Origin of the sequence: Paenibacillus catalpae, from assembly GCF_900112695.1 — a bacterium.
In the GTDB taxonomy this organism is placed as follows: domain Bacteria; phylum Bacillota; class Bacilli; order Paenibacillales; family Paenibacillaceae; genus Pristimantibacillus; species Pristimantibacillus catalpae.
Genome location: NZ_FOMT01000003.1, coordinates 488,641 through 513,952 on the forward strand (window position 1 = coordinate 488,641; position 25,312 = coordinate 513,952).

Below are 25,312 nucleotides of genomic sequence, written 5' to 3' on the forward strand. Positions count from 1 at the left end.
AATGAAAAAGATGACAACGGGACAAAACAATAAAGGCTTCTCCGAAACAGGACTGCGCAGAATGCGCGACGTGCTGGCAAGGCATGTCGCGTCAGGGAAGATTCCTGGACTCGTCGCCTTGGTCAGCCGGCACGGTGAGACTCACGTCGAAGCGATCGGTACGATGCGCCATGACGGCGGTGCGCCGATGCGCCGGGACACGATCTTTCGGATGGCGTCTACTTCCAAGCCGGTCGCGGTCGCGCCGGTGATGATCCTGCTCGATGAGTGCAGGCTGCGGCTGGATGACCCCGTAGATCCGTGGCTGCCCGAACTTGCTGACCGGCGGGTGCTGAAACGGCCCGACGGTCCGCTGGACGACACCGTGCCGGCGCGTCGGCCGATCACCGTGCGGGATCTGTTGACCTCCACGTTCGGGCTCGGCATGGATATCACGTCGCTGGGCACTCCGATTATGGGCGCGATCTTCGAGCAGGGGCTCACGCCAGATCTACCGGTACCGATGCCCGAGCCGGAAGAGTGGATGCGCCGCCTCGGCACGCTTCCGCTGATGCACCAGCCCGGAGAGCGCTGGCAGTACCACATCAGCAACGATCTACTCGGCGTGCTCGTCGACAGGGTCACTGGCCAGTCGTTTGAGACGTTCCTGCGCGAACGCATCTTCGAACCCCTGGGCATGAAGGACACCGGTTTCCACGTGCCCGACAACAAGATCGACCGGCTTCCGCCCCTTTACGCCCCCAACCCGCAGACCGGAGAGTTCACCGTGTGGGACGAAGCCAAGGGGGGGCGCCACAGCCAGCCTCCCGCGTTCCAGGGCGGCGGAGGCGGACTTTGCTCCACTGTCGACGACTACCATGCATACTACCGGATGTTGCTGAATCACGGGATGCACGGGACCGAGCGGATTCTGTCTCGGCCCGCCGTCGAGCTGATGACCACCAACCGTCTCACGCCGGAGCAGCAAGCCGCCCGAAACGCTATGGCCAGAGACAACGTCCATTTGTCATTTGGTCAAGGGCAGCACGGCGGCTGGGGATTCGGAATGGCGGTACGCACCTACCGTGGTGACTACGCGTCCATCGGCCAGTTCGGCTGGGACGGCGGAAGCGGCACCTCGACCTATGCCGACCCGGACAATCAGCTCTTTGGAATGCTGCTCACCCAAGTCGGAATGTCAACCCCGGACTCAGCGCGGCTTATCCATGATTTCTGGACTACGGTCTATCAGGCAATCGAAGACTGATACGAAAGCTCCGCGATACTTAATTCGTACAAAAAGGCCGGTGAATGTCATCGGCCTTTTTGTGGCAGAACCAAGATGCGACACAGCTCCAACATACTATAATGATTGAAGAGAAAAACAGAATAGAGGGGGCGCTGGTATCCCCCTGATTAGAAAATGATTATAAGTACAATGATGAGTGTGAGAAAAACAATGCATATCATCGAGGCTATTTTGGTATAACGGAGAGCTCCTTCGGATAGTTCAGGCTCTTCGTTAATTCACCTCCCGGTCACTAATACGAACCCATTAACCATTTGTTGCGTATAACTTCAATGCTTATGATAAATCATTTCACCGGAAGAAGCGGCATGCGCGGCATCCAACGGGGCAGGATTATTTAAGAGATTAATTGAAATAATAGTAGGGATCAACTAAATAATAGGATGTAAGAAAGGTGACACATGGGGCTATCCGAAGAAATTCTACATTCATTTAATCTTAGCGGGGATATTGTGGCATTAGAAGGTGGGCAGAATACTTCTGTAAGAGTCAGCAATGCCGTATTAAAACCTGTGGATGATGTGAAGCACTGCGAATGGTTACTAAATGTTATGCACCAAATCAATCCTCAAGGTTATAGGGTATCCAAACCTATAAGAAGTAAATACGGTACTTTCGTAAGTAAAGGAGTGGCTTGCACTCATTATGAAACGGGCCAGGACATGAAAGGGCGCGTAGAAGAAAAGCTTCAGGTATCGAGGCTGCTCCACCGCGATCTGTCTACGGTAGCTACTATGGATTATCCTCCTGCCGACAATCCTTGGTCCAAGGGGCATCGAATAGCATGGCAATTAGATGAATTGCCAAGAGAACTGCCTAAAGAGATAAAGCTATGTTTAATTGATTTACTTGGAAGGGTAAGCCTAAAAAAGCGATATAAAGTACAGATTGTACATAGCGATTTATCGGGAAATATCCTTTTTGATCAAGGTCTAAGTCCGTTAGTCATTGATTTTTCACCAACTATTGCCCCGGTTGAATATGCGGAGGCCATTTTAGTTTGTGATTGTATCGCATGGCAAGGGAGCGAGGTTTCTGAGATTGCCCTTCTTCCGGTTGATGAACGATATAGAGAGATGATTATCCGGGCAATCATTTTCCGTTTGGCGGTTTCCGCTATTTTGTCAAAAGGTGATTATATTCAATTTTACGAGGAGTACCGGGCATTCAAACCCATTATTGAGTATATCGATTAGAGTTATATTGAACGGGACCCTCAAACCAGCTTCTATATTAATGCCCCTCCGAATCGTGAGCAGGAACCCATAACCCTTCGACGTAATTAATGCCAAAGCAAGAAGGAGAGATATTTATGATTGAAGACTGGAAACAAGTTGAGGAAGCATTGAGGAATATTGAGGTTGTTGGGCATGAGAACAATAAGCCTGTTTCCGTCATTGGTTTTTCGGAAAATCTGCGTTGCATCGGCATCGGAACGGATGCCGCGGTTTTTTATTACCCTGACACTCCTAATTACGCCTATAAAGTGTATTCCACTCAGTCATTAGAGAAAAAGGAAGTGGAGGCAGATATATATAAACGCTTAGAAGGATCATCGTATTTCCCCCATTGTTATGGAACGGGACCTAACTATCTGGTATTAAGTTTCGAACAAGGAGTTACCTTATATGACTGTCTTATACAAGGTGTCCGAGTTTCAGAGCAAGTGATCCAAGACGTTGAAAATGCCCGAGAGTTTGTCCGTAGTCAGGGGCTGAACCCAAGGGATATTCATCTGAAAAATGTTCTTTTGCAAGAGGGAAGAGGTAAAGTCCTTGATGTATCGGAATATATCAAGGAAGGTAACGATAGCCGTTGGGAACACTTGGTGTGGACCTACAAACATTTTTATCCCCTGATAAGCGAAATGCAGGTGCCAGCATGGATTTTGGAAACCATAACGAACTGGTATAACCGGATTGATGCGGCAAGCTTTGGAATAGAAGATTTCTCTAAACGTGTGAGTCAACTTTTCTTTGGAAAACGCAGCAAGTGAAGGGGGACAAGATGACCCTCCCAGACCAATTGCACTAGCTCATTACAAATGCAAATTAAGCAGCAGCCGGCCTTATTATTAAGGCCGGCTGCTTGTGTTCATAGAGTACCTGCATCTCTTGCCGATCAGAAAGAAGGGAAGATTGGACGATAATCACCTCGCCTTGATCGCGAGCCGCTTTGGAGAGACTAAGCTTTGAACAGGTCGAAGCAGTCGAGTTCACCGTAGCCATCGCCTTTGGAGAAGCGAATTTTGTTCCAGCCTGCATTTAGCGTTAGACGTGCGACCGAGGCGCCCCAGTTCTCCCAGCCTTTATTTGCAATATACAGGTTGCTTGTGCTTGTGTTATTGACTGTCATAACGAGGAATGACCAGTCCAATCCTGTTGTCCCATTGCCGGTGCGGGCGGACATCACATAATCTCCGGCAGTTGCCGCATATACGTCAAACTCTACATAACTGTTTGCCGTATCGATATGTCCGGCTTTGCTTCCGCCAGAGCCGTTCGGGCTGGAGGAAGCATAAGCGACGCCTCCGAATACACCTGCCTCTCCTTCGTAACGGCTGCGGACCGTGTCTCCTGAAGGAATGGCAATAGGCGTGTTAGGAGCTGCGGGAGCTCCGAGATTTGGAGTGTTATCCGTGTTCCAGGTGAACTTCTGTGCGCGGATTTCTCTATTCCATCCGCCTCCGGCGTATTTGGCCGTATGATAAACGATCCAATCTTCCGTACCGTCCGGTGATTTCGTGAAGGAATGATGTCCGGGACCGTATAAGCCGTTGCCGGATTGGAAGATCGGCTGGTTTCGTTTTGTCCATGATGAAGCCTGCAGAAGATTGCTGCCCGTATTCGCCGTAATGAGCCCTAAGCAATAACCATCAGTCCAGCTCCCGCTTGCAGAGTAGACGAGACTAACGACACCGTTGCGGACGATGACCTGAGGTCCTTCGTTAACGGAAGGGGAGGTATTGGTCTCCCATGAATAGGTTGGATGTGCAATTTCGACCCGCGCTGAGTCGATCGTCCATGGATTGCTCATATGGGCTATGTACAGCTTCTGCGAGACATTTGTTGTTCCTTCCCATCCCGACCAAATGAAATACAAATTATTATTTACCTGCAGTACAGTTCCGTCGATGGCCCAACGGTTGGTGGAATCCGTAATTTGTCCCTTATTGACCCATGTACCCGTCATTGGATCTGCAGAAGTGTTCTCCAATACGTACATGCGATGATTATCGTTGTTGCCGTCATCTTTGGCGTAATAGATGTACCAGGCATTGTTGATGTAATGAATTTCGGGAGCCCAGACGTTGCAGCATCCGGTTGAAATGACTTTCTTGGTGCCTGCATCTACCCCGGTAAGCGACTTGGACTTCCAGATCGTTACGTCACCGCCCGTCGTCTTCGTAAAGTAATAGAAGCCGTCGGTATGCTTGTAGATCCATGGGTCTGCGCCATCCTGAAAAATGACGTTGTAAAAGTTTCCGCTTTGCTTGGAGGGCGTTGCGCTTGCTGCTCCCGGAAGGACAAGAAGCAATAACAGGAATAATGCCAAACTTTTGATAGCGTTTACACGAAATTTCATCATTACACCAACCCTTCGCACTGAGTTTGTATTCAGGTATAGTTAATCATTTCCATTACGCGAGAAACAGGACATGATTTTAGATCGTCCGGACATTTTTTTGGTCAAGCCGTCGAGAATATCGTGGGAAATCGCTCCTCACGCCAAGCTTCAAGGCGTAACACTCGTTACTGTCATACATGATAGGAGACGCTCGCGTAACAACAAGAAATCAGCCTGTTGAGTAATCTCAACAGGCTGATTATATTTATATTTTTTTATTAGTTCGCTTGAAGATCGTAACGATCGGCATTCATGACTTTGACCCATGCCGCAGCAAAGTCACGTACAAACTTTTCTTGGTTATCGTCTTGGGCATACAGTTCCGCAATGGCACGCAGAACGGAGTTGGAGCCAAATACCAGGTCGACTCTGGTTGCTGTGCGGTCGACTCGGCCGGTCGTGCGGTTGCGTCCGTAGTAAACGCCGCCGTCTCTAGGCTCCCACGCAATATTCATGTCGAGCAGCTTCACAAAGAAGTCGTTCGTAAGCGTGCCAACACGTTCTGTAAACACGCCATGCTGGGTACCGCCGTAGTTCGTGCCAAGAACACGCAGGCCGCCAACTAGAGCAGTCATCTCCGGTGCGGTAAGGTTCAGCAGCTGAGCTTTGTCTACTAGGAGCTCTTCGGCACTTACACTGTACTGCTTCTTCAGATAATTGCGGAAGCCATCGGCAACGGGCTCCAGCACGGCAAAGCTGTCTACATCGGTTTGTTCCTGCGTCGCATCGCCGCGGCCCGGAGTGAAAGGAACCGTAATCGTAAAGCCAGCGTCTTGCGCGGCTTTTTCGACTGCGGCGCTGCCTCCCAGAACAATCAGATCGGCAAGACTGACTTTCTTGTCCAGCTCCTCTTGAATGCCCTCCAGGATGGTAAGCACTTTAGTAAGCTGCTGAGGCTGATTCACATCCCAATCCTGCTGCGGAGCAAGACGGATGCGGGCACCATTGGCACCGCCGCGCATATCGGAGATGCGGAAGGTGCTGGCCGAAGCCCATGCCGTTGTTACGAGCTCACTGATGGTAAGACCTGAATCCAATATTTTGGCCTTCAGTTCAGCTACTTCTTCATCGTTTAAAGTATAGTCGGCAGCCGGTACAACATCCTGCCAGATCAGCTCTTCTGTTGGAACCTCAGGGCCTAAGTATCTTGCACGGGGACCCATGTCGCGATGAGTCAGCTTGAACCATGCACGGGCAAAGGCATCGGCAAACTCTTCCGGATTCTCATGATAACGGCGGGCAATCTTCTCGTATGCAGGATCCACGCGCAGGGCCATGTCCGCGGTTGTCATCATCGTTGGAACACGGACGGATGCATCCTCTGCATCCGGTGCAAGATGATGCTCAGCCTGATCAATGGCAACCCAGATATGTGCACCGGCCGGGCTCTTCGAAAGCTCCCATTCATACCCGAACAGGATGTCAAAGAAGCCGTTATCCCATTGAGTTGGATTAGCTGTCCAGGCTCCTTCCACGCCGCTGGTAATGGCGTCGCGTCCTTTGCCGGAGCCATGCGTGCTCAGCCATCCAAGTCCTTGTGCTTCGAGTGGGGCAGCTTCAGGATCCGGACCAACAAGAGCGGCATCGCCCGCACCATGCGCCTTGCCAAATGTATGGCCGCCAGCAACCAGGGCAACCGTCTCTTCATCGTTCATTCCCATGCGTCCGAACGTTTCGCGAATGTCGCGGGCGCTGCCAAGCGGATCGGGCTTACCGTTAGGGCCTTCCGGATTGACATAAATCAAGCCCATTTGAACAGCTGCAAGCGGGTTTTCAAGATCGCGGTCACCTGTGTAACGATTGTCACCAAGCCATTCTCTTTCATTGCCCCAGTAGATATCTTCCTCCGGGTGCCAGACATCCGCTCGTCCTCCGCCAAAGCCAAATGTCTTGCCGCCCATGGATTCAATAGCGACATTGCCTGTCAGAATCATCAGGTCGGCCCAAGAGATCTTGTTGCCGTACTTTTGCTTGATTGGCCACAGAAGGCGTCGCGCCTTATCCAGGTTGCCGTTGTCCGGCCAGCTGTTAAGCGGAGCAAAACGCTGCGTGCCGCTGCCGGCGCCTCCGCGGCCATCGCCTGTCCGATATGTACCTGCGGAGTGCCAAGCCATACGGATAAAGAAAGGGCCGTAATGTCCAAAGTCGGCCGGCCACCATTCTTGACTGTCTGTCATTAAATTTCGAAGATCCTGTTTAAGAGCCTGGTAGTCCAGCTTCTTGAATTCTTCCGCGTAATCAAAGTCTTCACCCATAGGATTCGATTTTCTGTCATGCTGGTGCAGAATGCCCAGGTTGAGCTGGTTAGGCCACCAATCTCTATTTGAAGTACCACTAGATTTGAAACTTGTAGCACTTCCATGCATCACCGGGCACTTTCCTGCGTTAGAAGAAACAGTAGCGTCCATACGATCAGCTCCTATTAGTCTTATTAAAGTAGCAAACGAGAGAAAAAATTTGCACTTATCCTCTTTATAAAACGATATGAAACTGAAATCAATCTTAGATGTAAAATTTCATCCAATCTTCACGCAAATCTGACAATTTAACGGGGTTAAATGGTCTTCGAAACGAGAAAATCAAGTACCTCTCTTATATACTCCGCCGGAAACTCTATATTCGGCAAATGGACGGCGGGTAACATAACGAGCTTCGATCCTGGTACCGAGGCCGCGATCCATTCGCTGTGGCTTGGAAGAGTAACGGTATCGTATTGGCCGGCTATGACTAACGTCGGACGGTTGATCAATGTAACGGTCCGGCGCAAATCCAGATCTCGAATGGCGGCATAGGCGCCGGCAAGGCCTTGTTTAGGAGTGGCAAGCACCATGGCACGAAATGCCGCTGCGGCTTCACCCTCTGGCTCAATCATGTGACGAGGGAACCAGTTCCCGATGAACATGTCCGCGAAATCGGACATGTTCTCGGCTTGCTCTACGGAAGTAATCAGACTATCCCAAAGGGATGCAGGTCCCAGGTAAGAGGAGGTATTGGAAAGGATCAGCCGGTCAATCCGCTCGGGAGTATGGATGGCAAGCCATTGGCCAACCACTCCGCCTAATGAGAGTCCAAGAAAATGAACGCGTTTGATGCTGAGTGCTTCGAGCATTTCAACGACATCACGGCCAAACCGGTCAATTGAATATGCTCCTGCCGGGGCATCTGAAGCACCATGGCCGCGATAGTCATAACGCAGCACGCGGAAATGCTCGGATAACTCCGGGATTTGACCGTCCCACATATTCATCGAGGTAGCGATGGAATTCGCGAGAACCAGCACGGGCTTAGTCTCCGAACCATCCATTCGATAAGCCATACGAACCCCGTCACCCGTTGTGAAAAAGTTAACCCCGCGATTGCTCTTCATTTCGTTTTTAGTCATCGTCATCAATCTCCCTTGCGGATTAGTTTATTAATGACATTTTATTGAAGAAAACGTACACTTTAAATAAGATTAGTAAGGAAGTATAGGTCATGAAACTTAATTTTCACTTTGTTTTTGGTCATTAACTTTATGAAAATGAGGTGCTTTGTTTATGGACCAAATCGATTATAAAATCTTATCCGCACTGCATGATAACGCCCGGCTTCCAATTGCCGAGTTGAGCCGAATGATTTCGATGTCGCAGCCTGCTGTCACCGAAAGACTCCGCAAGCTGGAGGATCAGGAGGTGATAACAGGTTATCGGGCGGAGTTTTCCGCGGAAAAGCTGGGTAAGCATACAACTGCATTTGTTTTGTTTAAAACGAATCAATGCAAAGACTTTCTCGCGTTTAGCGAATCGTCCCCCGAAGTGATTGATGTATACAGAATTAGCGGGGAATACAATTATTTAATGAGGGTGGTAACCGAGACAAGCGGAACGTTGGCTCGATTTCTGGATGCCTGCAATAAGTACGGTTTTTCGTTGCCTTTAATTGTGCTGACAACCCCGTTCGAGAATAAAAGCCTGGCTCAGCCCTTATTAATCGCGAAAGAAATGCCATAATAACAAAAAAACGGCTATCTCAAAGTCATCATTGATAACGTTGAGATAGCCTCTATTTTATTGCTTCGTAATCATCCACGTGACCCCGTATGGATCAATCACTTCTCCGTAATAAGCGCCCCATGGCTGAAGAGCAAACGGGTATTTGCTTTCGCCGCCTTCGCTCAGCTTGGCATAAGCCGATGTGGCTTCGGATACATCGTCATAGCTAAGCGAGATGCAAATGCTGCGGTTATACGCTACCGGCTCGAAGGTGTCGGCCATCATTAACGGATTAGTACCGGCTACAGTTAAGCTTAGATGCATCACTTTATCCTTCATGATGTCCGGTGTACCGGGCGTCTCACCGTATGTAGTGAGGAACTGAATTTCGCCGCCCAGGGCCTGTACGTAAAACTCCGCTTGACCTCTTGCATCTTGCGACATCAAATAAGAATTCATTTTTGCTCCCATCATTGTTCAACAACCTCTCATATCGATTTTGTCTTTCTATATGTACGACGAATGAACAATGACATAATCGACAGGGAATAAAAAAATTTTTTAAATCGTTCATTTCCTTCAACTTTTACTGTCGAAACGGTTTCGATTCAGGGTAAGCCGTGCTACAATATAGGCACAAGTAAACCGCTTTACTTAGTTATGCCATTATTTGTGATAACGCTTACATGTAGAGTCGGGCGTGGCAGGAGGTTATTCATGCTCAAGCTTAACAATTGGTATTTACGGCTGCTCGTTTCTTATTTTCCGATTCTGGTGCTAACCGTATCCATGATCATCTTTTTGTCGTTTATCGCGGTTAATGAAATATCCCGCTCAGAGACGGCCAAGGCCGATAAAATCACGACAGGATATGTCGTAAACAGTGTGGAACGGGCAGTGCGCGAAGTGGAATTTAATGTATTGAAGGAAGCCGAGTCGAACAAGAGCTATGCGGCTTATTTGAATGGTGCATCCGAGTCCACAACGATTAAATATAATGTCGTCCATAGCTTGCGGTCGATGATCGAGAATAATGACTTGGTCGAGTCGATTTATTTGTACAGGCAGTCGGATAATACCGTGCTGACATCCAGCGGCATAACCGATCTGGCCGAGTTTGGCGATCGTGCATTTATCCAGAAGGCTAATGAAAACCGTGATTACCAGGGATGGTCGGGAAGCCGGAAATTCCAGGAATACGACGGGCTAAAGCCGGTTCAGGTCATTTCGATGTACAAGCAGACGCCGCTTCCGTTCGGGAAGGACGGCATTCTGGTCATTAACATTAATTTGTACAATGTAGAGCAATTAATCGGGAGCATGACCAATCATCAGGTCTCGTTCATGCGGATAACCGATGCGGCCATGCAGCCGATTTATCCGGGAGATGGCTCGGCTCCCGACGGAAAAGTGCTGACAACGCTCAGATCAGGGGCGCTGGGCTGGACGTTTGAGAGCGGTATTCAGGCCGGCCATTTGCTCAGCTGGGTATCGGTTGTTTCGTATGTATGGGTTATTATCGCGGTTCTGACGTTCGTGGTCGCGATCGTGTATATTATTTGGGTTACCCGGCGCAATTACAAGCCGATCAGGCTGATGATGAACCGGATTCAAGCGCTTCAATTGCGGGGGAGCGACGGCACCACGGTCAAGATGGACGATCTGACGATGATCGACCGCGCGCTCGAAAATCTGATCGTGCAGTCGGAGGATCATGAGAAGGAGCAGCGCGAAAGCGTTGTGCTTCAACGCAGGCAGCTGTTTAATGAGCTCATAAATGGACAGCGCAGTGATCAAATGATGGAACGGCTTCGCAGACTGAATCTTCTTCCGGATACGGGGCGGTTTGCGGTTATGGTTGTCAGACTGAACCGGTATGAGGATTTCCAGGCGGACAATACCCTTCATGAGCAGAACGTATTGAAATTCGCATTAGGCAATGTCATGCAGGAGCTCGCCAATAATGAAGGCCTGCAAGGTTGGGGAGAGTGGTCGGCATCCGATCGGATCACTTTTGTATTCGCTTCAGGCCACACCGGGACGCAGGTGCAGGATCAGCTTCGCCAAACGGCAATCGTTGCTAAGGAATGGGTAAGGGAGCATTTGCGCTTTAACCTGTCGATCGGAATCGGCTCCATCGTGAAGGACTGGAACGGAGTCGGAGATTCTTACCGCGATGCCTTAAGCGGCATGGAATATCAATTCGCCATCGGGCGAAATGCCGTTACTTTCAGCGGCGATATTCCGCAGGACCAGCCGCGCGGGATGTATAATTACATGCAGCAGTGTACGGCTTGCGTACAGGAATTCCGTCTGACGAATGAATCCTGGCGGGATACGTTCGAGCAGCTATTCAAGCACTTCGAAACAGATGTGATGAAGGATGAAGATATTTTATCGCTTATTCAGCTTTTCCTGCAGATGCTCAGCCGCGAGCTGAAGGAGCTGTCGGACACGTTAAACGAATGTCTGGATGGTGCCCGGATTTCAGAATTGCTCGTAAGTCTGAGAGGAGCATCAACGCTGCCGGAGATGAAAGAGCTCCTGTCGGATTATTTGATTCATGTCTATGATACGTATATAGCGATGAGCCAGGCCAAAGGCTATAAGACGATGATTACCGAGATAAGAGCCTACATTCAAGAGAACTTTGCCGACCCGGATTTGTCTCTCAAGCATTTGAGTGACCGCTTCGAAATATCCGGCAAATATGCCAGTCATCTGTTCAAGCTGGAATACGATATGAAGTTCGTGGATTTTCTTGTACAGCTTCGGATGCAGCAGGCGGAGCGTCTGCTCGCCGAAACGGAAGAGACGGTTCAAAATATTGCCCTTCAAGTTGGTTATGCTAACTCAATAACGTTCGGACGGGTGTTCAAGAGGTTGACCGGCGTAACGCCGGGCGAATTCCGCAAACTGAAGATGCGTCCTTCCACTATAGCATTGGGAGTACAGGACAATCGTGATGAAGCGACTGCAGAATGAAGACAATAACGATTTATTAATGATGACAGCGGCGGTCCGGATAAAGCAATTTATTCGCACCGCCGCTGTATTCTTTTTCACGGCTAACTCTAATGTTTATCTCGGGAAACGGCTTTAATATGGGCTTTTTGCATTGCGGTTTATATCGGGAAAATGATTTATTCTAAGCCTGAGAAGCCTTGCGGGGCAAAGGATTGGAGGAACGGTTTGCTGCGCCGAAACTGGTTTATTGTCACCATTGTGCAGTCCGTGTCATACTGAGGCCACTTCCCAAACACGGACCGACAGCAATGCTTGTAAGCGTGTTCAATCAACAACAACACCGGGTGCAGGAAGCAAACCTAAAAGGGATGAAAGAGGGGTTGGGATTTGAATGAAACCTAACAAAAGAGGAAGAAAAACAGCCAGCACTCTATTAACGGCTACGCTCGCAGGCACGATGCTGATCAGCGCATGCAGCAATAGCGGCGGCAACGAGAAAGCAAACGAATCAACAGGAGGCGAAGCGGCTTCCGGCGGCAAAGCATCTACACTTAAGGTTGAAGTATTCGACCGGGGCAATTCTCCTGCAGGTTCTTCTATTACAAAAAACTACTTAACACAGTTTGTACAGGATAAATTCGGCACTCCTAACAACATCAATGTGCAATTCGTGCCGATCCCGCGTTCGGAAGAGGTTCAAAAGCTGAACGTTCTTATGGCAAGCGGCAGCGACGTTCCGGATATCGTGTTCACGTATGATTCGGGTACCTTCTACCGTTACGCACAGCAAGGCGGTCTGACAGATCTGGGCGAGCTGCTTGATCAGTACGGTCCAAACCTGAAGAAGTTCCTGGGCGATGAAACACTGGCATACGGCCAATATGAAGGCAAGCAATTTGCTCTTCCGGCTAAACGCTCCCATCTGGGTAAATACTCTTCATTCGTCCGTCAGGATTGGCTCGAGAAGCTGAGTCTGCCAGTGCCGACTACAACAGATGAATTGTATGCGACGCTGAAAGCGTTTAAGGAAAAAGATCCGGGTCAAACCGGCGGAAAAGTGATTCCGCTTGGCATGTCGCTTGCACCGGCTCAATACGAGCCGCTGATCTGGTCCTTCATCGAGCCGGTAACGGATGAGCAGCGTTATACGCTGACACAGCAGCTTGGATCGCGTGATTATCCGGTATTGCTGCCAGGCTTCAAGGAAGCCCTGCAATTCATGAACAAACTGTATAACGAAGGACTTATGAGCGCTGATTTCAGCCTTGATGAAGACAAGAAGAAGCTTAATGAAGATGCTGCTAAAGGCCTCGTTGGATTCTTTAGCGAAGATGATATGAACCCGTTCTATCCGGACGGTCTGTACGCAACGCTCCAGAAGAATATTCCGGATGCAAAGTTATCCGCAGTGGATGTGTACACCAACTCGGAAGGCAAGCATCCGAAGCCGGAATACGCGCCAATCGGTATGTTCCTGATGATTCCGAAGAGCAGCCAGCATGCCGTGGAAGCAATCAAATACCTTGATTGGATGGCTTCGGAGGGCAACCTGTTTGATATGCAAAACGGCGTTGAAGGCGAGAACTATACGCTTCAGGATGGCGTTCCGATCGTGAAGGCCGATGCTGCGGATGAAGTGAAAAACCGAATCTATAACTATGGCGATATGGCGATTATCTCGAACGGCAAGCAGCTGGGCGATGCAGACAAGAACGTGGAAGCATATGTAGTCGGCATGCCGGAAGCTTTCCAGGAAGAAACGCGCAAAGCTTTGTCGGTCTCCAGATCCGATACCATCAAGCCGGTCTTGTTCGACCGTCCGATCGAGGCACAAGCGAAATACGGCACCGCTCTTCTTGATAAGTTCAACGAAATTATTGTAAAAACAACAATGGTAAAACCTGACCAATTCGAAAGCACGTTTGAATCCGTGATGAAGGATTATATGGCTAACGGCGGTCAAGCGATTTTGGATGAACGCACAAAAGCTTACGAGGCAATGAAATAAGACAGAATTGATGAAATGGCTTGGAGACGATGAGCGTCCTGGACGTTCACGTCTCCGGGCATGATCGTAAGTGGACAGGGGTGGATAGGATGAAAGGAACCGCTTATTTACGAAGATATTGGCAATTATATGCCTTGCTTATTTTACCGGTCAGTTACTTTATTGTTTTTAAATACGGTCCGATGTACGGCATTCTAATCGCGTTTAAAGATTTCAACTTCTTCCAAGGCATTAACGGCAGCGAGTGGATCGGCTTCGACGGATTCCGGGAAGTGTTTGCAATGCCCGACTTTTACAAGGTATTGCGCAATACATTGATGCTTAACTTCCTGGATTTAATCGTATCGTTCCCGGCTCCTCTATTCCTGGCCATTATGCTCTATGAGCTGAAAATAGTATGGTTCAAAAAGCTGTCGCAAACGATTTTGTACATTCCGCATTTTATTTCCTGGGTCATAATCGGCGGGATTGTCTACCAGGTATTTGGCACACAGTCCGGCATGATTAACAATATCATCACGTCCATCGGCTTTGATGCGATTCCGTTTCTGACGGACAAGAAAGACTGGCTGATCACTTATTTGGTTGTTGGCGTCTGGCAAAGCGCCGGATGGGGGACGATCATTTATCTTGCAGCTCTAACCGGTATTAATAAGGAGCTCTTTGAAGCAGCGGACGTGGATGGCGCAGGCCGTCTCAGAAAGATCTGGAGCATTACGCTTCCATCGCTGAAGCCAACGATTGTAACTCTGCTGATTATCAATCTGGGACATATGATTGCGATCGGATTTGAACGTCCTTACATTATTGGCAATACCGCCGTTAGGGATTATGCGGATGTGCTCAGCACCTTCGTCTACCGTATCGGCATTGAATCCGGCCAATATACGATTGCTACCGTCGTTGGTTTATTCCAGGCTATTGTCGGACTGGTCTTCGTGCTTGGCGCGAACTATACCTCCAAGAAACTGGCGGATCAAAGTATTCTATAAAAAACGATGCTATCGAAAACGAGAAAGGAGCGATAAGACATGAGAGATCGACACGCCAGCCGGACATTTGATGCGATTAATACGATCGCGATACTTTTCTTCGTGCTGCTATGTCTGGCTCCGTTTATTCATATAATTGCGATTTCCTTAAGCTCGTCGCGTGCCATTATGTCCGGCGAGGTTAGTATTCTACCAGTGGAAATCAATTGGGGTGCATACGAGCAGGTATTCTCGGATATGTCCATGATCCGTTCGCTTGGCTTCACGGTTATGCTGACGGTTCTGTTCACGGTATTTTGTATGCTGATGTCGATTGCGGCAGCGTATCCGCTTGCCAAGACCAAATTAAAAGGCCGCAAGAGCGTGATGTTTATTATCGTAATCACGATGTTCTTCAGCGGCGGCATTATCCCAGAATATATGCTGGTGCGCAATCTGAATCTGCTGGATTCCATCTGGTCCCTTGTACTGCCCGGACTCATCAGTCCGTTCTATCTCATCATCTTGATTACATTCTTTCAAAATATTCCCGACTCACTGGAGGAATCGGCGGAAATTGACGGCAGCTCTTATTTCCGCACGCTGGTCAGCATTATCGTGCCGCTGTCGATGCCGGTTATTGCAACGCTGAGCCTCTTCTATGCAGTAGGCCGCTGGAACGGTTTTACCGATACGCTGATGTATATTACAAGTCCGGAGATGTATCCGCTCCAGTTAAAGCTTTACCAGCTGGTTCAAAACAACATGGTCAGCGAATTGATGTCAGCAGAAGGCGCGAGCGGAGTCCAATTGCTGCAGCCGGAAAGCTTGAAAGCCGCAAGCGTTATCTTCGCAACCGTACCGATCCTGATCGTCTATCCGTGGCTGCAGCGTTATTTCGTAAGCGGCGTTATGCTTGGCGCGGTTAAAGGTTAAGCAAACAGGCGGCAATTCGCCGCTATTTATCTGGAGGGCTTGAGTGATGGGGAAGGACAAAGGACAATATTCGTTCTCAACATGCTGGAATATTAAGCGGCATCATACAGGCAGCGGAATGATCGAGGAGATCAAGGAGCTTGGCTTCCGCTATGTTGAGCTGAACTATAATGTGACAAATGAGCTGTTAACGACAATTGAGCCGATGATTGAACGGGCAGAAATCGGGGTGTCGAGCGTCCACAATACGTTCCCGCATGTAGCGGATCCCGATTACGGAACCGACTCGGTATTGCTGGGCTTCGACGACGAGGAGAAGCGCCAGCGCGCAATCGAGCTGCTGATTCGTTCAGCCGAATACGCGAACCGGTACGGGGCGAAGGCCGTTGTTGTTCATCCGGGAGAGGTTCCTTTCGACTACAACATCGATCAGGAGCTCAAGAAGATTTATAACGAGCAAGGCGCGGAATCGTCCGCTTACATCAAGCTTTGGAGCGAAATGATCGAGCGCAGGGAGTCATTAGCCGGCCACTATCTGCAACGGATCGGAGATAGTCTCGAGGAAGTATGCGACCGGATTGACGCAAAGGGCTGGGACGTATCGATCGGAATCGAAACACGCTCGCGCTGCTACCAGATGCCGACGCTTGGAGAAGCGAAATCGGTCTTCGACCGGCTGAAAGGCGCGAGGGTTGGTTTATGGTACGATTTTGGCCATGGCATGATGATGGAGCGAATGGGACTATACGATAATGCGCGGGAAATGGAAGCGATCAAGGATCATGTCGTCGGCATTCATATTCATGAAACGGTGGGCTTGTCGGATCACTGGTGCCCTTACGTGCACAGCGGCGATAGGAACTACTTTGACCGTTTCCTCCCGATTATCGCAGCGGCTCCCGTGAAGGTGTATGAGCTGAAGGCGGCATGTACGCCGGAGGAAATCGAACTCAGCCATGAACGGCTGCTCGATAAACTAGCGGCATTCGGGGGATAGAGCATGGACATCAAGCTCTTGGCAGCTTACGCACCGAGGTTATATTTGGATAAGAAGGAACCTTTCTATCCGGTACGGGTGGGAGTGACCAAGATTCGGCAGGGCGGGCATTCCCCGTCCTTTCCGCGCAGGTTTGAACATCTGGCGCGAGAAATTGAATATGTGATTGAATTCGCTATTTACTGGGATTATGACAGTCAGCATTTGTACGAGCTGGAGCATGTCTGGGTGCACGTGGATAAGGATGGCGCAGTTGCGGATGCGGAGGCAAGCTTCCATGGCAAATATATGAAGGCACTGCTTCCGGACCGATCAAACCTGGACGGGAAGACGGTAAGCCTCTATTCTCAGCCGGGAAAGCATGCTTTCTCGGCAATACCCATCCTATTCGAGCTGCTGCCCCATGCAAGAACCGCTACGGATCAGGACGCCGGATTGGATGGCCTGACCCTGCCGGATTGGTATAAGGCCAAGGGGCAGTACGACGACAAGACAAATGAGCTGGTACGAACCTATCAGCAAAAATATCACCGTTTTACGCCAACCTTCGAATTCGTCCCTTATGAACTCGCCGAGAAGGAGCTCTTGTTTGTTCCATGGGAAGAACTGTACGAGGAAATACCGGATCGAATCGAAGCGGAGCTGGCAACGATCAGGCATCGCTTAAAGGAACCTTTGGAAGGATGATTACAATGTACGAGAAGCTGGCAGCCGTCAACGACGGCTGGGTCAAACGAGGAGCAGATAATCAAATCATGGACAGTCAAAGCCGCTTCTATGGCGGAGTGGCTGATCCGGACAGCGGGATCCCTTTTGCAACCCATACGGGAACGTTAGCGGTCATGGCCATCTGGGGATGCGCCCTTGTTGATGAACAGTCCCGATATTATCATGACGAGCAGCTGCTGTACCGGCTGGAGTTGTCGGCCGCTTTTATTGTCCGCCAGCAGCATGCCGACGGCACGATTTCGCCGGGCTGGACGAATATGCATTCCCCTCCGGATACGGCTTTTGCCGTTGTTGGGCTTGCCCAGCTTTATGAGCTGCTGGAAAAGCATGACTGGGAGGCGTTGGTTTCCGTTCGCAGCCATATCCGCCGCTTCCTTGAGCAGTCCGTTCCGGCCATGCTGACCGGAGGCTGCCATACCCCTAATCACCGCTGGGTCCTGACGGCCGCCCTTGGTTTCCTGTACCGGCTGACCGGCATTGAAGAGCTTGTCGCGAGAGCGGATGCCTGGCTAGCCGAAGGGATCGATTGTACGGAAGACGGGGAATGGACCGAACGCAGCAACGGTATTTATAACGGGGTAAGCGACGTGATGCTGTATCATACGGCTGAGCTGCTTAGCCATCCCGAGCTCTTGGAGCCGGTTCGCCGCAACCTGCGAATGATGGCTTATCTGATCCATCCGGACGGGGAGGTGGTAACGGATTATTCCGGCCGGCAGGACTTTGGCCATCCATATGATATGTCCGGTTATTTGCTGGTATCCTGCCTGATGGCGGAGTATGACAAGGATCCGCTGTTTGCGGCGCTTGCAGAATTAGGAGCTGACTGTTCTACCCATCCGGGAGCGATTCCGAATAACGCTTTGCTAGGCTTGTTGCTTCACCCTGAATTGCGCGAAACTGCGGTTAAGCCGGGCAAATTGCCTGATCCATACAAGGTAGTCATTAACGGGCAATTCGACAGGAAGCATTATTTAAGCCAGATGGACTCGGCCGGACATGGCGGGAAGATCTACCACAGCCGTCTTCATCCCGAGTTTGGCGCTCCGGTTGCCCGGCAGCGGGATGGTCACACCAGTGTAACGGTTATGGCGGAAACTAATTCTTTCTTTGCGCTGCGGCATGGGAAAGCAAAGCTGCTTGGCGTACAGGTGAGCAGCACGTTTGAGCCGGGCTTTATCAAGATGAACGGGATGGAACAGCTGGATAACGGCTACCTGCTTTCCGGAACAGAGGCGAAAGGCTACTACGGTCCGATTGCAACCGACAGGCTGCCGGAATTTGCGGCAGGCCAGGTCAGTCCTTGGTATCTGCTTCCGCATCAGCTGCGTGAAGTTACGCATTTGCAGCAGCATCAGGTGCAAGTGGAGTTGACTGAAACCGGAGACGGCTGGAAACTTCGCGTAAGCTGCGACAAGCCGGATGTGCTGATGACCCAGATTTCCTTCATATTCGGGAAGGATGGGGAATTCAGCGGAGGTGAGCGGTCAACTGCCGAAGCGGGCTCCGAGTTTTGGAAGGACGGTACGGTGACCTTCAAGGCCGGCGACGACTGGATCGAGCTGGACGGCGGCGCGCACGAGCACCGGATGAAATCCATCCGCGGAGCTTCCTATCCGGCTGACTGCCAGACCCTTGTCGTAAACGTGCTAACGCCATATGAGCGGACGTTCCATATTCGACTGTCGCAATCAGCGGATGGTATGGGGAGGAACGGACAATGACCGTATATATAGAGCCCCGGGACAGCGCGAGGTATGCGTTTGGCGATGAGGAACGCCGCATTCTGGAGCTGGTGGCCAGCCGTTATGTCGGCGCCAATCCGCCAATTCCGTTTGCCTGTCGCGCCTTCTCGCATCAGGGCATTCTGCAAAATGAAGAAGGCTTGTACGACATGGAGCTGACTTCCCGCTGGCCGCAAGCGGCAAACGGCGATTACGCTTACGTGTACGGACTTGTGTGGAGCGACAATGAGCGCTCCATTGATTGTAATCTGGAGCCTATCGGTCCAATACGGTTATATATGAACGATCAGCCGTTATTCCGTACGTCTGCAGTGGAAGAGATGAAGCCGGATGCCCGCGTTGTTATTCCGATGCTGCTCGCCAAAGGGTGGAACCGGATTTTGATCGAAGCAAGGCGGACGCCTGCAGGCTTCGGCTGCCGATTTGGAGCAGATGAAGCGAAGGTGCGGATTTTGAACGTGCTTGCTCCATTTTCCGGCCGTGAAGGAAGTGCCGGATGGGTATTCTCGGAGCCGGTGAAGAAGTCCTGTTACGGAGAAGGGAATTTCCCTGATGATCGTCAGCCGGAAGAGGAGACTGGCATCCGCTGGCTTCCTCGCACGAAGTGGCGGGAAGAGGAGGAAGCAAAGCCGAACCTGGAGCGTCTGTACGGGAGTCCGGAGACAACGGTTGCCGGCTATGGCTGGACACAGCTTCCGGTATCGGGGGCAGCAGATTCTCTTGTGCTGGAAGGATGTGTATTTGGACCGGCTTCGGTGTGGCTGGACGGCAAGCTTGTGCTCAGTCTGGCTGAAGCGGGAGCTTTCCGTGAAAGTTTGAAGCCGGAGGATGGCAAAGGTCATCTATTGATCCGTACGGAAAGCGGTGCGCGGGGCTGGGGCTTCGAGCTGAGGGCTTCGGCAGACGGCAAGCCGCTTGCTTTGGAACAGCCTGTACACATTCACGGTTACGGCGGCTCATGGCTTTATGCCGGGCCAATTGCTGCAAATACGGAGCTGGATGCCTCTATGATAGGCCAGGTGTCTACCCTCCTGCCTGCTGCTGATCTTAACGGACAGCCTTCCGGCAGCACCTATTGGGAGCTGGATATGCCTCAGACCCGTCTTCGTCCGTTCTACGAGAACGCGATGCTGAGCAACAAATGGACCGTAGGAACTGCCACCAATTATGGCCGGTGGGATTATCCGCTTGGCGTCACCATGTATGGATTGCTGCGTACGGCGAGGGAATTAAACCGCGAGGATTGGTCCAATTATGCGCTGTCGCATATCCGCACTTGCACGGATATGTACGATTACTCCTTGTGGGACCGCCAGGAATACGGCTTCCCTAGCGTCAATCATCAACTGGTGCTGATGCGGATGCTGGACAATTGCGGCTCGTTTGGCTCTGCGATGCTGGAAGCACATTTGCAGGAAGGTGACGGCATATTCCGGCGTATTGCGGATAAGGTCGCGGACTTTATGCTGAAGCGGCTGGAACGTAGAGAGGACGGCGCCTTCTTCCGGCTGAGCGAAGGGGAGTATTTCGACAACACGCTTTGGGCAGATGATCTGTATATGAGCGGGCCTTTCCTGACTCGTTATGCGGTCATCAGCGGAAATCGTGAAGCGTTAGATGAAGCAGCACGGCAGTTTTTGCTGTTCCGACATTACCTGTTTATGGAAGAAGAACGGATTATGTCGCACGTGTATGATTTCAAATACGGCCAGGCCACCAGAGTGCCTTGGGGACGGGGCAACGGGTGGGTGTTGTTCTCCCTCTCCGAATTGCTTGAACGTTTGCCGGAAGATCATCCGAATCGCGATGCGCTGCTCGATTTCTTCCGGACGATGTGTTCCGGGGTTGCCGACCTACAGGGAAGCTCGGGCTTATGGAGACAGGTATTAAACGAACCGGAAGCCTATGAAGAAGCTTCTTGTACCGCGATGTTCGCTTACGCTTTCGCCCGCGGTATCCGCTTTGGCTGGCTGCCGGGCAATCGCGATTATGCGGCTGCGGCAAGGAAGGCGTGGAGGGGATTAACCGAAAAAGCGATTGACCGTTCGGGCAATGTGCACGGCGTATGCAGCGGCTCGAGGTACTCTTTCTCCCCGGATTATTATATGTACGACTTGCGCACGGTCGTTAACGATAATCATGGCATCGGCATTATGATGCTTGCCGGCGTGGAAGTCAGCTTGCTAAACGGTGCAAGAAAGCCTGCCGGTTAGCAAGCTCAGAAAGGGGGAGAAGCGTTGTTTGCAATTAAGCTTGGTGCGGCATTAGCCCTTGGTCTGCTGATCGGGGTGGACCGCCAGCTCCGGCATAAGCCCCTTGGGATCAAGACGAGTATGGTTATATCGGTCGCAAGCTGCCTCATTACGATGGTCTCCATTGAAGCGGCAGCTTCGCTTTCCCATCCGGGAATGACCAACATGGATCCAATGCGTCTGGCTGCGCAAATCGTGAGCGGCGTTGGCTTTATATGCGCCGGAGTTATTCTGAGGCGGAACAATGATGTGATTTCCGGCCTGACGACAGCCGCTATGGTTTGGTCCGCTTCGGCGCTTGGCATAGCGGCAGGTGCCGGCTTTTACAAGGAAGCTTTTACTGCAGCCGGCATTATTATTCTTGCCGTTAATCTGGTGCCGCTTGCCGTTCGCGCATTGGGTCCGTCGAAGCTGCGTGAGCGTGACGTATCGGTCTGCATGACCTTCGACCGTTCGGCGGAGCTCGGCGGAATGCTCGAGAACATCCGGTCCGATCATCAGATCAAGCATACAACAATCAAAGACATTGGAGATGGCCGAAAGGAAATCCGGCTCGTCCTGTCGTCCGGGGATCTCTATCCGACGACCTCTGTCTATGATGAGATGCGCCGTTTAAAGAATGTCCTCTCGGTTGAAGTAGAAAATATAAGTTCATAAGAGCAATTTTCATTTATTCCAGATAACCGTTGAAAGCGCTCTCCTTAACGCGCATAATGGACTTAAATATGTTACGTGCGAATGGAGACTGCCCATGATGAAAGCGACCATATATGATGTAGCTAAGGAAGCCGGCGTATCGATTGCAACGGTATCACTTGTCATTAACGGCAAAGGAAAAATCAGCGAAGAACGCCGGGAAGAGATCAGGCAGATCATGGTGCGCATGGGCTACAAGCCAAGCATGATTGCTACTGCCCTTACCGGCAAGAAGACGTATGCATTTGGTTTGCTCGTGCCGGACATCTCGAATCCTTTCTTCGCCGAGATTGCGAGGGCCGTTGAGGATGAAGGGCAGCGCCACGGATACAGCGTCTTTATTTGCAGCACGGATAACAAGGACGAGAAGGCCCGGCATTATGCCGCGCTGCTGCAGCAGAAGAATGTAGACGGCGTCATTATCAGCACGGGTATGAAAGAGCTGTCCGTATTGAACCCTTTACTCCAGGGCGGAGTTCCGGTTGCGCTGCTCGCCCGGGAATTTCCTTCGGTTGCGGTTCCGTCCGTTGTTGTGGACGATTATGCGGGAGGCGCAGCAGCGGCAGAGCATTTGATCTCGCTTGGCCATAGCCGGCTCGCGGTGCTGGCCGAACAGGAATCAATCAGCAGCAGCAGAGAACGCGTGCGTGGGTTTAGACAGACTGCCGAAGCAGCAGGCGTATTCCTGGAACCGCTATTCGTCGTCAGCTGCGGTCATAAAGACGGCAAGGACAGAGCGATGGAGCTGCTCCAAATGAAGGACCGTCCAACCGCGATCTTTTGCTGCAACGACCTTCTTGCGATTGGTGCACTGCGGGCGGCCAAGGAAATGGGCATGCGGATTCCGCAGGACTGCTCCATTATTGGATTTGACGATACGGTACTCGCTTCCGTAACGGATCCGCCGCTGACAACGATTGCCCAACCAATCGAACAGATGGGGCAGAAGGCTGTACAGCTTCTGGTCCGTCAGATCGGACAGCCGGGAGAAGAGGCCGAGAGAATTGTGCTCCCTCCATCTCTAACGATCCGGCAGTCGGCAGCGGTGCCAAGTAATGATTCCCGGTATAACCATCTGGATGAAAAAACCTCAGGCTGATTGTTCGGCTTGACTCAAAGGCCCGCGGGTTCGGAACACTTCCGGACTACGGGCCTTTATGATTGTTTTTATGAAGGACAAGTTACTGATATACTGGGGAAGAGGTGATTTTATGAGCATAGTACGGTTTGGCATTATAGGAGGCGGCTGGCGCAGCGAGTTTTTCCTGCGTATTGCAAAGGCTTTGCCCGAACTGTTTGAAGTCGCGGGCGTCGTCGTGCGCGATGGGGAGAAAGGCAAAGCATTCGAGCAGACATGGGGAGTGTCCACATTCCGCACGATCGAAGCGATGCTGGAAGGTGCGTCACTGTCGTTCGCGGTTGTCAGTGTACCGAGGAAGGTTGCGCCGGATGTGATACTGGAGCTCTCCAGCAGGGATGTTCCCGTGCTGTGCGAGACACCTCCTGCCGAGAAGCTGGAGGATCTCATTGCGTTATACCGGCAGGTCGGCGGAAAAGGGCGTATCCAGGTTGCGGAGCAGTATGCCTTCCAGCCGAATCATGCCGGGAGGCTGGCCATTGTCCGTTCCGGCAAGCTTGGCGAGGTGACGCAGGCACAAGTGTCGGCTGCGCACGATTATCATGGCATCAGCCTGATGCGCCGCTTCCTTGGCATTGGCTTCGAAAACGCGGCTATTCGTGCCACGTCCTTCACGTCGCCGATTATCGGGGGCCCAGGCCGTTCCGGTCCGCCGGAAGAGAGCCGCATCGTACAATCGCAGCAGGTTATGGCCTCCTTCGATTTTGGCGGAAAGTACGGCGTCTACGATTTTACCGGCGACCAGTATTTCTCGTGGATCCGTTCACCGCGTCTGCTTGTGAGAGGAGAACGGGGCGAAATTAACAACTTTGATGTCCGTTACCTGCTCGATCACCTGACCCCGGTCCATCTGCAGCTGACCCGTCAGCAAGCGGGTCTGGACGGCAATTTGGAAGGGTACTACTTGAAGAGCCTGCACTGCGGCGAACAGGTTGTCTACAGGAACACCACAGCGCCGGCGCGTTTGACCGACGACGAGATTGCAGTGGCTGCCTGCTTGGAACGGATGAGCGTCTATGCTGCCGGCGGAGAAGATTTCTATAGCCTGGCGGAAGCATGCCAGGATCATTATCTGGCATTAATGATGCAGCAATCCCTGCAATCTGGCGAGACGGTCACGACTGAGACCCAATGCTGGGCGGAGGATAATTAAGAAAAATTTTAGATTTGCCCTGCTTATTTTTTAAGCAATGCGTCTTATTCTGAATAAGTCAAGCAACTGGCTTATCAGAAAGGCAGGGATCAAGAATGAAGTACACAAAAGGAAGCATCCTATCGGTTCTCTTTTTATTTTATCTATACCTTTTGCTCAAGGTGATCTTATTTAAGTTCGGTTCGGTTAACATAGCGCATCTATGGCAGCAGCTTCACTGGACGTTAGAATATCCCGAATATATGCAATACGGGCTGCAGCGGGCTAATTTTACACCTTTCGAATCGATCTCACAAAACCTTCACCGGCTGTCGGATCGTAATGACCAGATTAATTTCTTTGGTAATATTGCCATATTCCTGCCTTGCGGAATTCTTGTTGGCCTATGGACGAAACATAGTACAACCATCTCCTTTCTTGGCGCGGTCACATTATCTTTTGGCATAAGCCTGGCATTGGAATGCTCGCAGTTCATCTTCGCTATGGGCAGCTTTGATGTCGATGATCTTATTCTGAACGGTCTCGGCGGGCTGTTAGGATGGTGGATTCTGTTTGTTATTCGCAGAGAAACAGCCCTTGCACAAGTCTAAAGACTTGAGCCAGGGCTGTTTTCTTAAGCGGCTTGTCGATTACGCAGAAGATTGTACTGCTGCATGGAGGAACGATAGAGGCAGAGAGCAGACCCCGGGAAGGCACAACGTTCACGGTGCGAATTCCGGATGAGAGATAAGGAGTAAAGGGAACAAGCAGCGTCTTCGCGCTGCTTGTTTTTGTTATAGACGTTGTAAACATCTTCTCAAATCGATAGAAATCTAATCGTTGTTACGTTTCTCC

Annotated in this window: 21 protein-coding genes; 17 read left to right on the top strand and 4 right to left on the bottom strand. The window is 50.9% G+C overall.

Annotation, left to right across the window (positions count from 1 at the left end; all coding sequences use genetic code 11):
• Window position 1: 1 nt before the first annotated feature.
• The 3 genes from BM200_RS15835 to BM200_RS15845 all read left to right on the top strand — a co-directional run bounded on the left by BM200_RS15835 (window position 2) and on the right by BM200_RS15845 (window position 3,284).
• The gene (locus BM200_RS15835; RefSeq protein ID WP_217649570.1) at window positions 2–1,246 is read left to right on the top strand and encodes a serine hydrolase domain-containing protein; all 1,245 of its coding nucleotides are present in this window, start codon (window positions 2–4) and stop codon (window positions 1,244–1,246) included.
• A 443-nt stretch (window positions 1,247–1,689) separates the two neighbouring features.
• Window positions 1,690–2,484, top strand: a complete 795-nt coding sequence (locus BM200_RS15840; protein ID WP_091187234.1) for a protein kinase family protein — start codon at window positions 1,690–1,692, stop codon at window positions 2,482–2,484.
• A 116-nt stretch (window positions 2,485–2,600) separates the two neighbouring features.
• A complete protein-coding gene (locus BM200_RS15845; RefSeq protein ID WP_091187237.1) occupies window positions 2,601–3,284 on the top strand; it encodes a protein kinase family protein in 684 nt (227 codons plus the stop codon).
• 188 nt (window positions 3,285–3,472) lie between these two features.
• Here the strand turns inward: BM200_RS15845 and BM200_RS15850 are convergent, their stop codons facing one another.
• From BM200_RS15850 to BM200_RS15860, 3 genes are all read right to left on the bottom strand, one after another.
• The gene (locus BM200_RS15850) at window positions 3,473–4,876 is read right to left on the bottom strand and encodes a family 43 glycosylhydrolase (RefSeq protein WP_091187238.1); all 1,404 of its coding nucleotides are present in this window, start codon (window positions 4,874–4,876) and stop codon (window positions 3,473–3,475) included.
• Window positions 4,877–5,133: 257 nt separating this feature from the next.
• On the bottom strand, window positions 5,134–7,323 hold the full coding sequence (gene katG, locus BM200_RS15855; protein WP_091187241.1) for a catalase/peroxidase HPI: 2,190 nt from the start codon (window positions 7,321–7,323) through the stop codon (window positions 5,134–5,136).
• Window positions 7,324–7,469: 146 nt separating this feature from the next.
• Window positions 7,470–8,297 carry an alpha/beta fold hydrolase gene (locus tag BM200_RS15860; RefSeq protein ID WP_245773042.1) on the bottom strand — a complete coding sequence of 276 codons (828 nt, stop codon included), beginning with the start codon at window positions 8,295–8,297 and terminating at the stop codon, window positions 7,470–7,472.
• 154 nt (window positions 8,298–8,451) lie between these two features.
• On the opposite strand from BM200_RS15860, the gene BM200_RS15865 reads away from it, so the two are divergent.
• Entirely contained in the window at window positions 8,452–8,904 is a 453-nt protein-coding gene (locus BM200_RS15865) for an Lrp/AsnC family transcriptional regulator (RefSeq protein ID WP_091187245.1), read from the top strand.
• Window positions 8,905–8,961: 57 nt separating this feature from the next.
• Here BM200_RS15865 and BM200_RS15870 read toward each other — a convergent pair whose 3' ends face one another.
• Window positions 8,962–9,360 (bottom strand): VOC family protein, encoded by a 399-nt coding sequence (locus tag BM200_RS15870; RefSeq protein WP_342716407.1) that lies wholly within the window; start codon window positions 9,358–9,360, stop codon window positions 8,962–8,964.
• A gap of 243 nt (window positions 9,361–9,603) precedes the next feature.
• Between BM200_RS15870 and BM200_RS15875 the strand changes: the two genes are divergently transcribed.
• The 13 genes from BM200_RS15875 to BM200_RS15935 all read left to right on the top strand — a co-directional run bounded on the left by BM200_RS15875 (window position 9,604) and on the right by BM200_RS15935 (window position 25,208).
• Window positions 9,604–11,871, top strand: coding sequence for a helix-turn-helix domain-containing protein (locus BM200_RS15875; protein WP_175532889.1), 2,268 nt, complete (start codon window positions 9,604–9,606; stop codon window positions 11,869–11,871).
• Window positions 11,872–12,244: 373 nt separating this feature from the next.
• The gene (locus BM200_RS15880) at window positions 12,245–13,861 is read left to right on the top strand and encodes an extracellular solute-binding protein (RefSeq protein ID WP_091187249.1); all 1,617 of its coding nucleotides are present in this window, start codon (window positions 12,245–12,247) and stop codon (window positions 13,859–13,861) included.
• A gap of 89 nt (window positions 13,862–13,950) precedes the next feature.
• Window positions 13,951–14,853 carry an ABC transporter permease gene (locus BM200_RS15885; RefSeq protein ID WP_091187251.1) on the top strand — a complete coding sequence of 301 codons (903 nt, stop codon included), beginning with the start codon at window positions 13,951–13,953 and terminating at the stop codon, window positions 14,851–14,853.
• Between the two features lie 39 nt (window positions 14,854–14,892).
• On the top strand, window positions 14,893–15,768 hold the full coding sequence (locus BM200_RS15890; protein ID WP_091187254.1) for a carbohydrate ABC transporter permease: 876 nt from the start codon (window positions 14,893–14,895) through the stop codon (window positions 15,766–15,768).
• Window positions 15,769–15,814: 46 nt separating this feature from the next.
• On the top strand, window positions 15,815–16,765 hold the full coding sequence (locus BM200_RS15895; RefSeq protein WP_091187256.1) for a sugar phosphate isomerase/epimerase family protein: 951 nt from the start codon (window positions 15,815–15,817) through the stop codon (window positions 16,763–16,765).
• A gap of 3 nt (window positions 16,766–16,768) precedes the next feature.
• Window positions 16,769–17,452: a hypothetical protein gene (locus BM200_RS15900; RefSeq protein ID WP_091187258.1), complete on the top strand. Its 684-nt coding sequence runs from the start codon at window positions 16,769–16,771 to the stop codon at window positions 17,450–17,452.
• Window positions 17,453–17,457: 5 nt separating this feature from the next.
• Window positions 17,458–19,218: a hypothetical protein gene (locus BM200_RS15905; protein WP_175532915.1), complete on the top strand. Its 1,761-nt coding sequence runs from the start codon at window positions 17,458–17,460 to the stop codon at window positions 19,216–19,218.
• Window positions 19,215–21,452: a glycoside hydrolase family 88/105 protein gene (locus tag BM200_RS15910; protein ID WP_091187263.1), complete on the top strand. Its 2,238-nt coding sequence runs from the start codon at window positions 19,215–19,217 to the stop codon at window positions 21,450–21,452. The genes BM200_RS15905 and BM200_RS15910 overlap by 4 nt, the downstream gene beginning before the upstream one ends.
• Before the next feature lie 24 nt (window positions 21,453–21,476).
• Window positions 21,477–22,148, top strand: coding sequence for an MgtC/SapB family protein (locus tag BM200_RS15915; protein WP_091187264.1), 672 nt, complete (start codon window positions 21,477–21,479; stop codon window positions 22,146–22,148).
• 97 nt (window positions 22,149–22,245) lie between these two features.
• Complete coding sequence (locus BM200_RS15920) at window positions 22,246–23,286, top strand: LacI family DNA-binding transcriptional regulator (RefSeq protein WP_091187922.1); 1,041 nt, start codon at window positions 22,246–22,248, stop codon at window positions 23,284–23,286.
• Window positions 23,287–23,398: 112 nt separating this feature from the next.
• Complete coding sequence (locus BM200_RS15925) at window positions 23,399–24,478, top strand: Gfo/Idh/MocA family protein (RefSeq protein ID WP_091187267.1); 1,080 nt, start codon at window positions 23,399–23,401, stop codon at window positions 24,476–24,478.
• A gap of 95 nt (window positions 24,479–24,573) precedes the next feature.
• On the top strand, window positions 24,574–25,068 hold the full coding sequence (locus BM200_RS15930) for a VanZ family protein (RefSeq protein WP_091187269.1): 495 nt from the start codon (window positions 24,574–24,576) through the stop codon (window positions 25,066–25,068).
• Window positions 25,069–25,100: 32 nt separating this feature from the next.
• On the top strand, window positions 25,101–25,208 hold the full coding sequence (locus BM200_RS15935) for an ATP-binding protein (protein WP_091187272.1): 108 nt from the start codon (window positions 25,101–25,103) through the stop codon (window positions 25,206–25,208).
• Window positions 25,209–25,312: the final 104 nt, after the last annotated feature.

What these genes read in the sequence shown, in the direction of transcription:
- BM200_RS15835 (WP_217649570.1), top strand. Translation starts at nt 2, where the DNA reads ATGAAAAAGATGACAACGGGACAAAACAATAAAGGCTTCTCCGAAACA.
- BM200_RS15840 (WP_091187234.1), top strand. Translation starts at nt 1,690, where the DNA reads ATGGGGCTATCCGAAGAAATTCTACATTCATTTAATCTTAGCGGGGAT.
- BM200_RS15845 (WP_091187237.1), top strand. Translation starts at nt 2,601, where the DNA reads ATGATTGAAGACTGGAAACAAGTTGAGGAAGCATTGAGGAATATTGAG.
- BM200_RS15850 (WP_091187238.1), bottom strand. Translation starts at nt 4,876, where the DNA reads ATGATGAAATTTCGTGTAAACGCTATCAAAAGTTTGGCATTATTCCTG.
- katG (WP_091187241.1), bottom strand. Translation starts at nt 7,323, where the DNA reads ATGGACGCTACTGTTTCTTCTAACGCAGGAAAGTGCCCGGTGATGCAT.
- BM200_RS15860 (WP_245773042.1), bottom strand. Translation starts at nt 8,297, where the DNA reads ATGACTAAAAACGAAATGAAGAGCAATCGCGGGGTTAACTTTTTCACA.
- BM200_RS15865 (WP_091187245.1), top strand. Translation starts at nt 8,452, where the DNA reads ATGGACCAAATCGATTATAAAATCTTATCCGCACTGCATGATAACGCC.
- BM200_RS15870 (WP_342716407.1), bottom strand. Translation starts at nt 9,360, where the DNA reads ATGATGGGAGCAAAAATGAATTCTTATTTGATGTCGCAAGATGCAAGA.
- BM200_RS15875 (WP_175532889.1), top strand. Translation starts at nt 9,604, where the DNA reads ATGCTCAAGCTTAACAATTGGTATTTACGGCTGCTCGTTTCTTATTTT.
- BM200_RS15880 (WP_091187249.1), top strand. Translation starts at nt 12,245, where the DNA reads ATGAAACCTAACAAAAGAGGAAGAAAAACAGCCAGCACTCTATTAACG.
- BM200_RS15885 (WP_091187251.1), top strand. Translation starts at nt 13,951, where the DNA reads ATGAAAGGAACCGCTTATTTACGAAGATATTGGCAATTATATGCCTTG.
- BM200_RS15890 (WP_091187254.1), top strand. Translation starts at nt 14,893, where the DNA reads ATGAGAGATCGACACGCCAGCCGGACATTTGATGCGATTAATACGATC.
- BM200_RS15895 (WP_091187256.1), top strand. Translation starts at nt 15,815, where the DNA reads ATGGGGAAGGACAAAGGACAATATTCGTTCTCAACATGCTGGAATATT.
- BM200_RS15900 (WP_091187258.1), top strand. Translation starts at nt 16,769, where the DNA reads ATGGACATCAAGCTCTTGGCAGCTTACGCACCGAGGTTATATTTGGAT.
- BM200_RS15905 (WP_175532915.1), top strand. Translation starts at nt 17,458, where the DNA reads ATGTACGAGAAGCTGGCAGCCGTCAACGACGGCTGGGTCAAACGAGGA.
- BM200_RS15910 (WP_091187263.1), top strand. Translation starts at nt 19,215, where the DNA reads ATGACCGTATATATAGAGCCCCGGGACAGCGCGAGGTATGCGTTTGGC.
- BM200_RS15920 (WP_091187922.1), top strand. Translation starts at nt 22,246, where the DNA reads ATGAAAGCGACCATATATGATGTAGCTAAGGAAGCCGGCGTATCGATT.
- BM200_RS15925 (WP_091187267.1), top strand. Translation starts at nt 23,399, where the DNA reads ATGAGCATAGTACGGTTTGGCATTATAGGAGGCGGCTGGCGCAGCGAG.
- BM200_RS15930 (WP_091187269.1), top strand. Translation starts at nt 24,574, where the DNA reads ATGAAGTACACAAAAGGAAGCATCCTATCGGTTCTCTTTTTATTTTAT.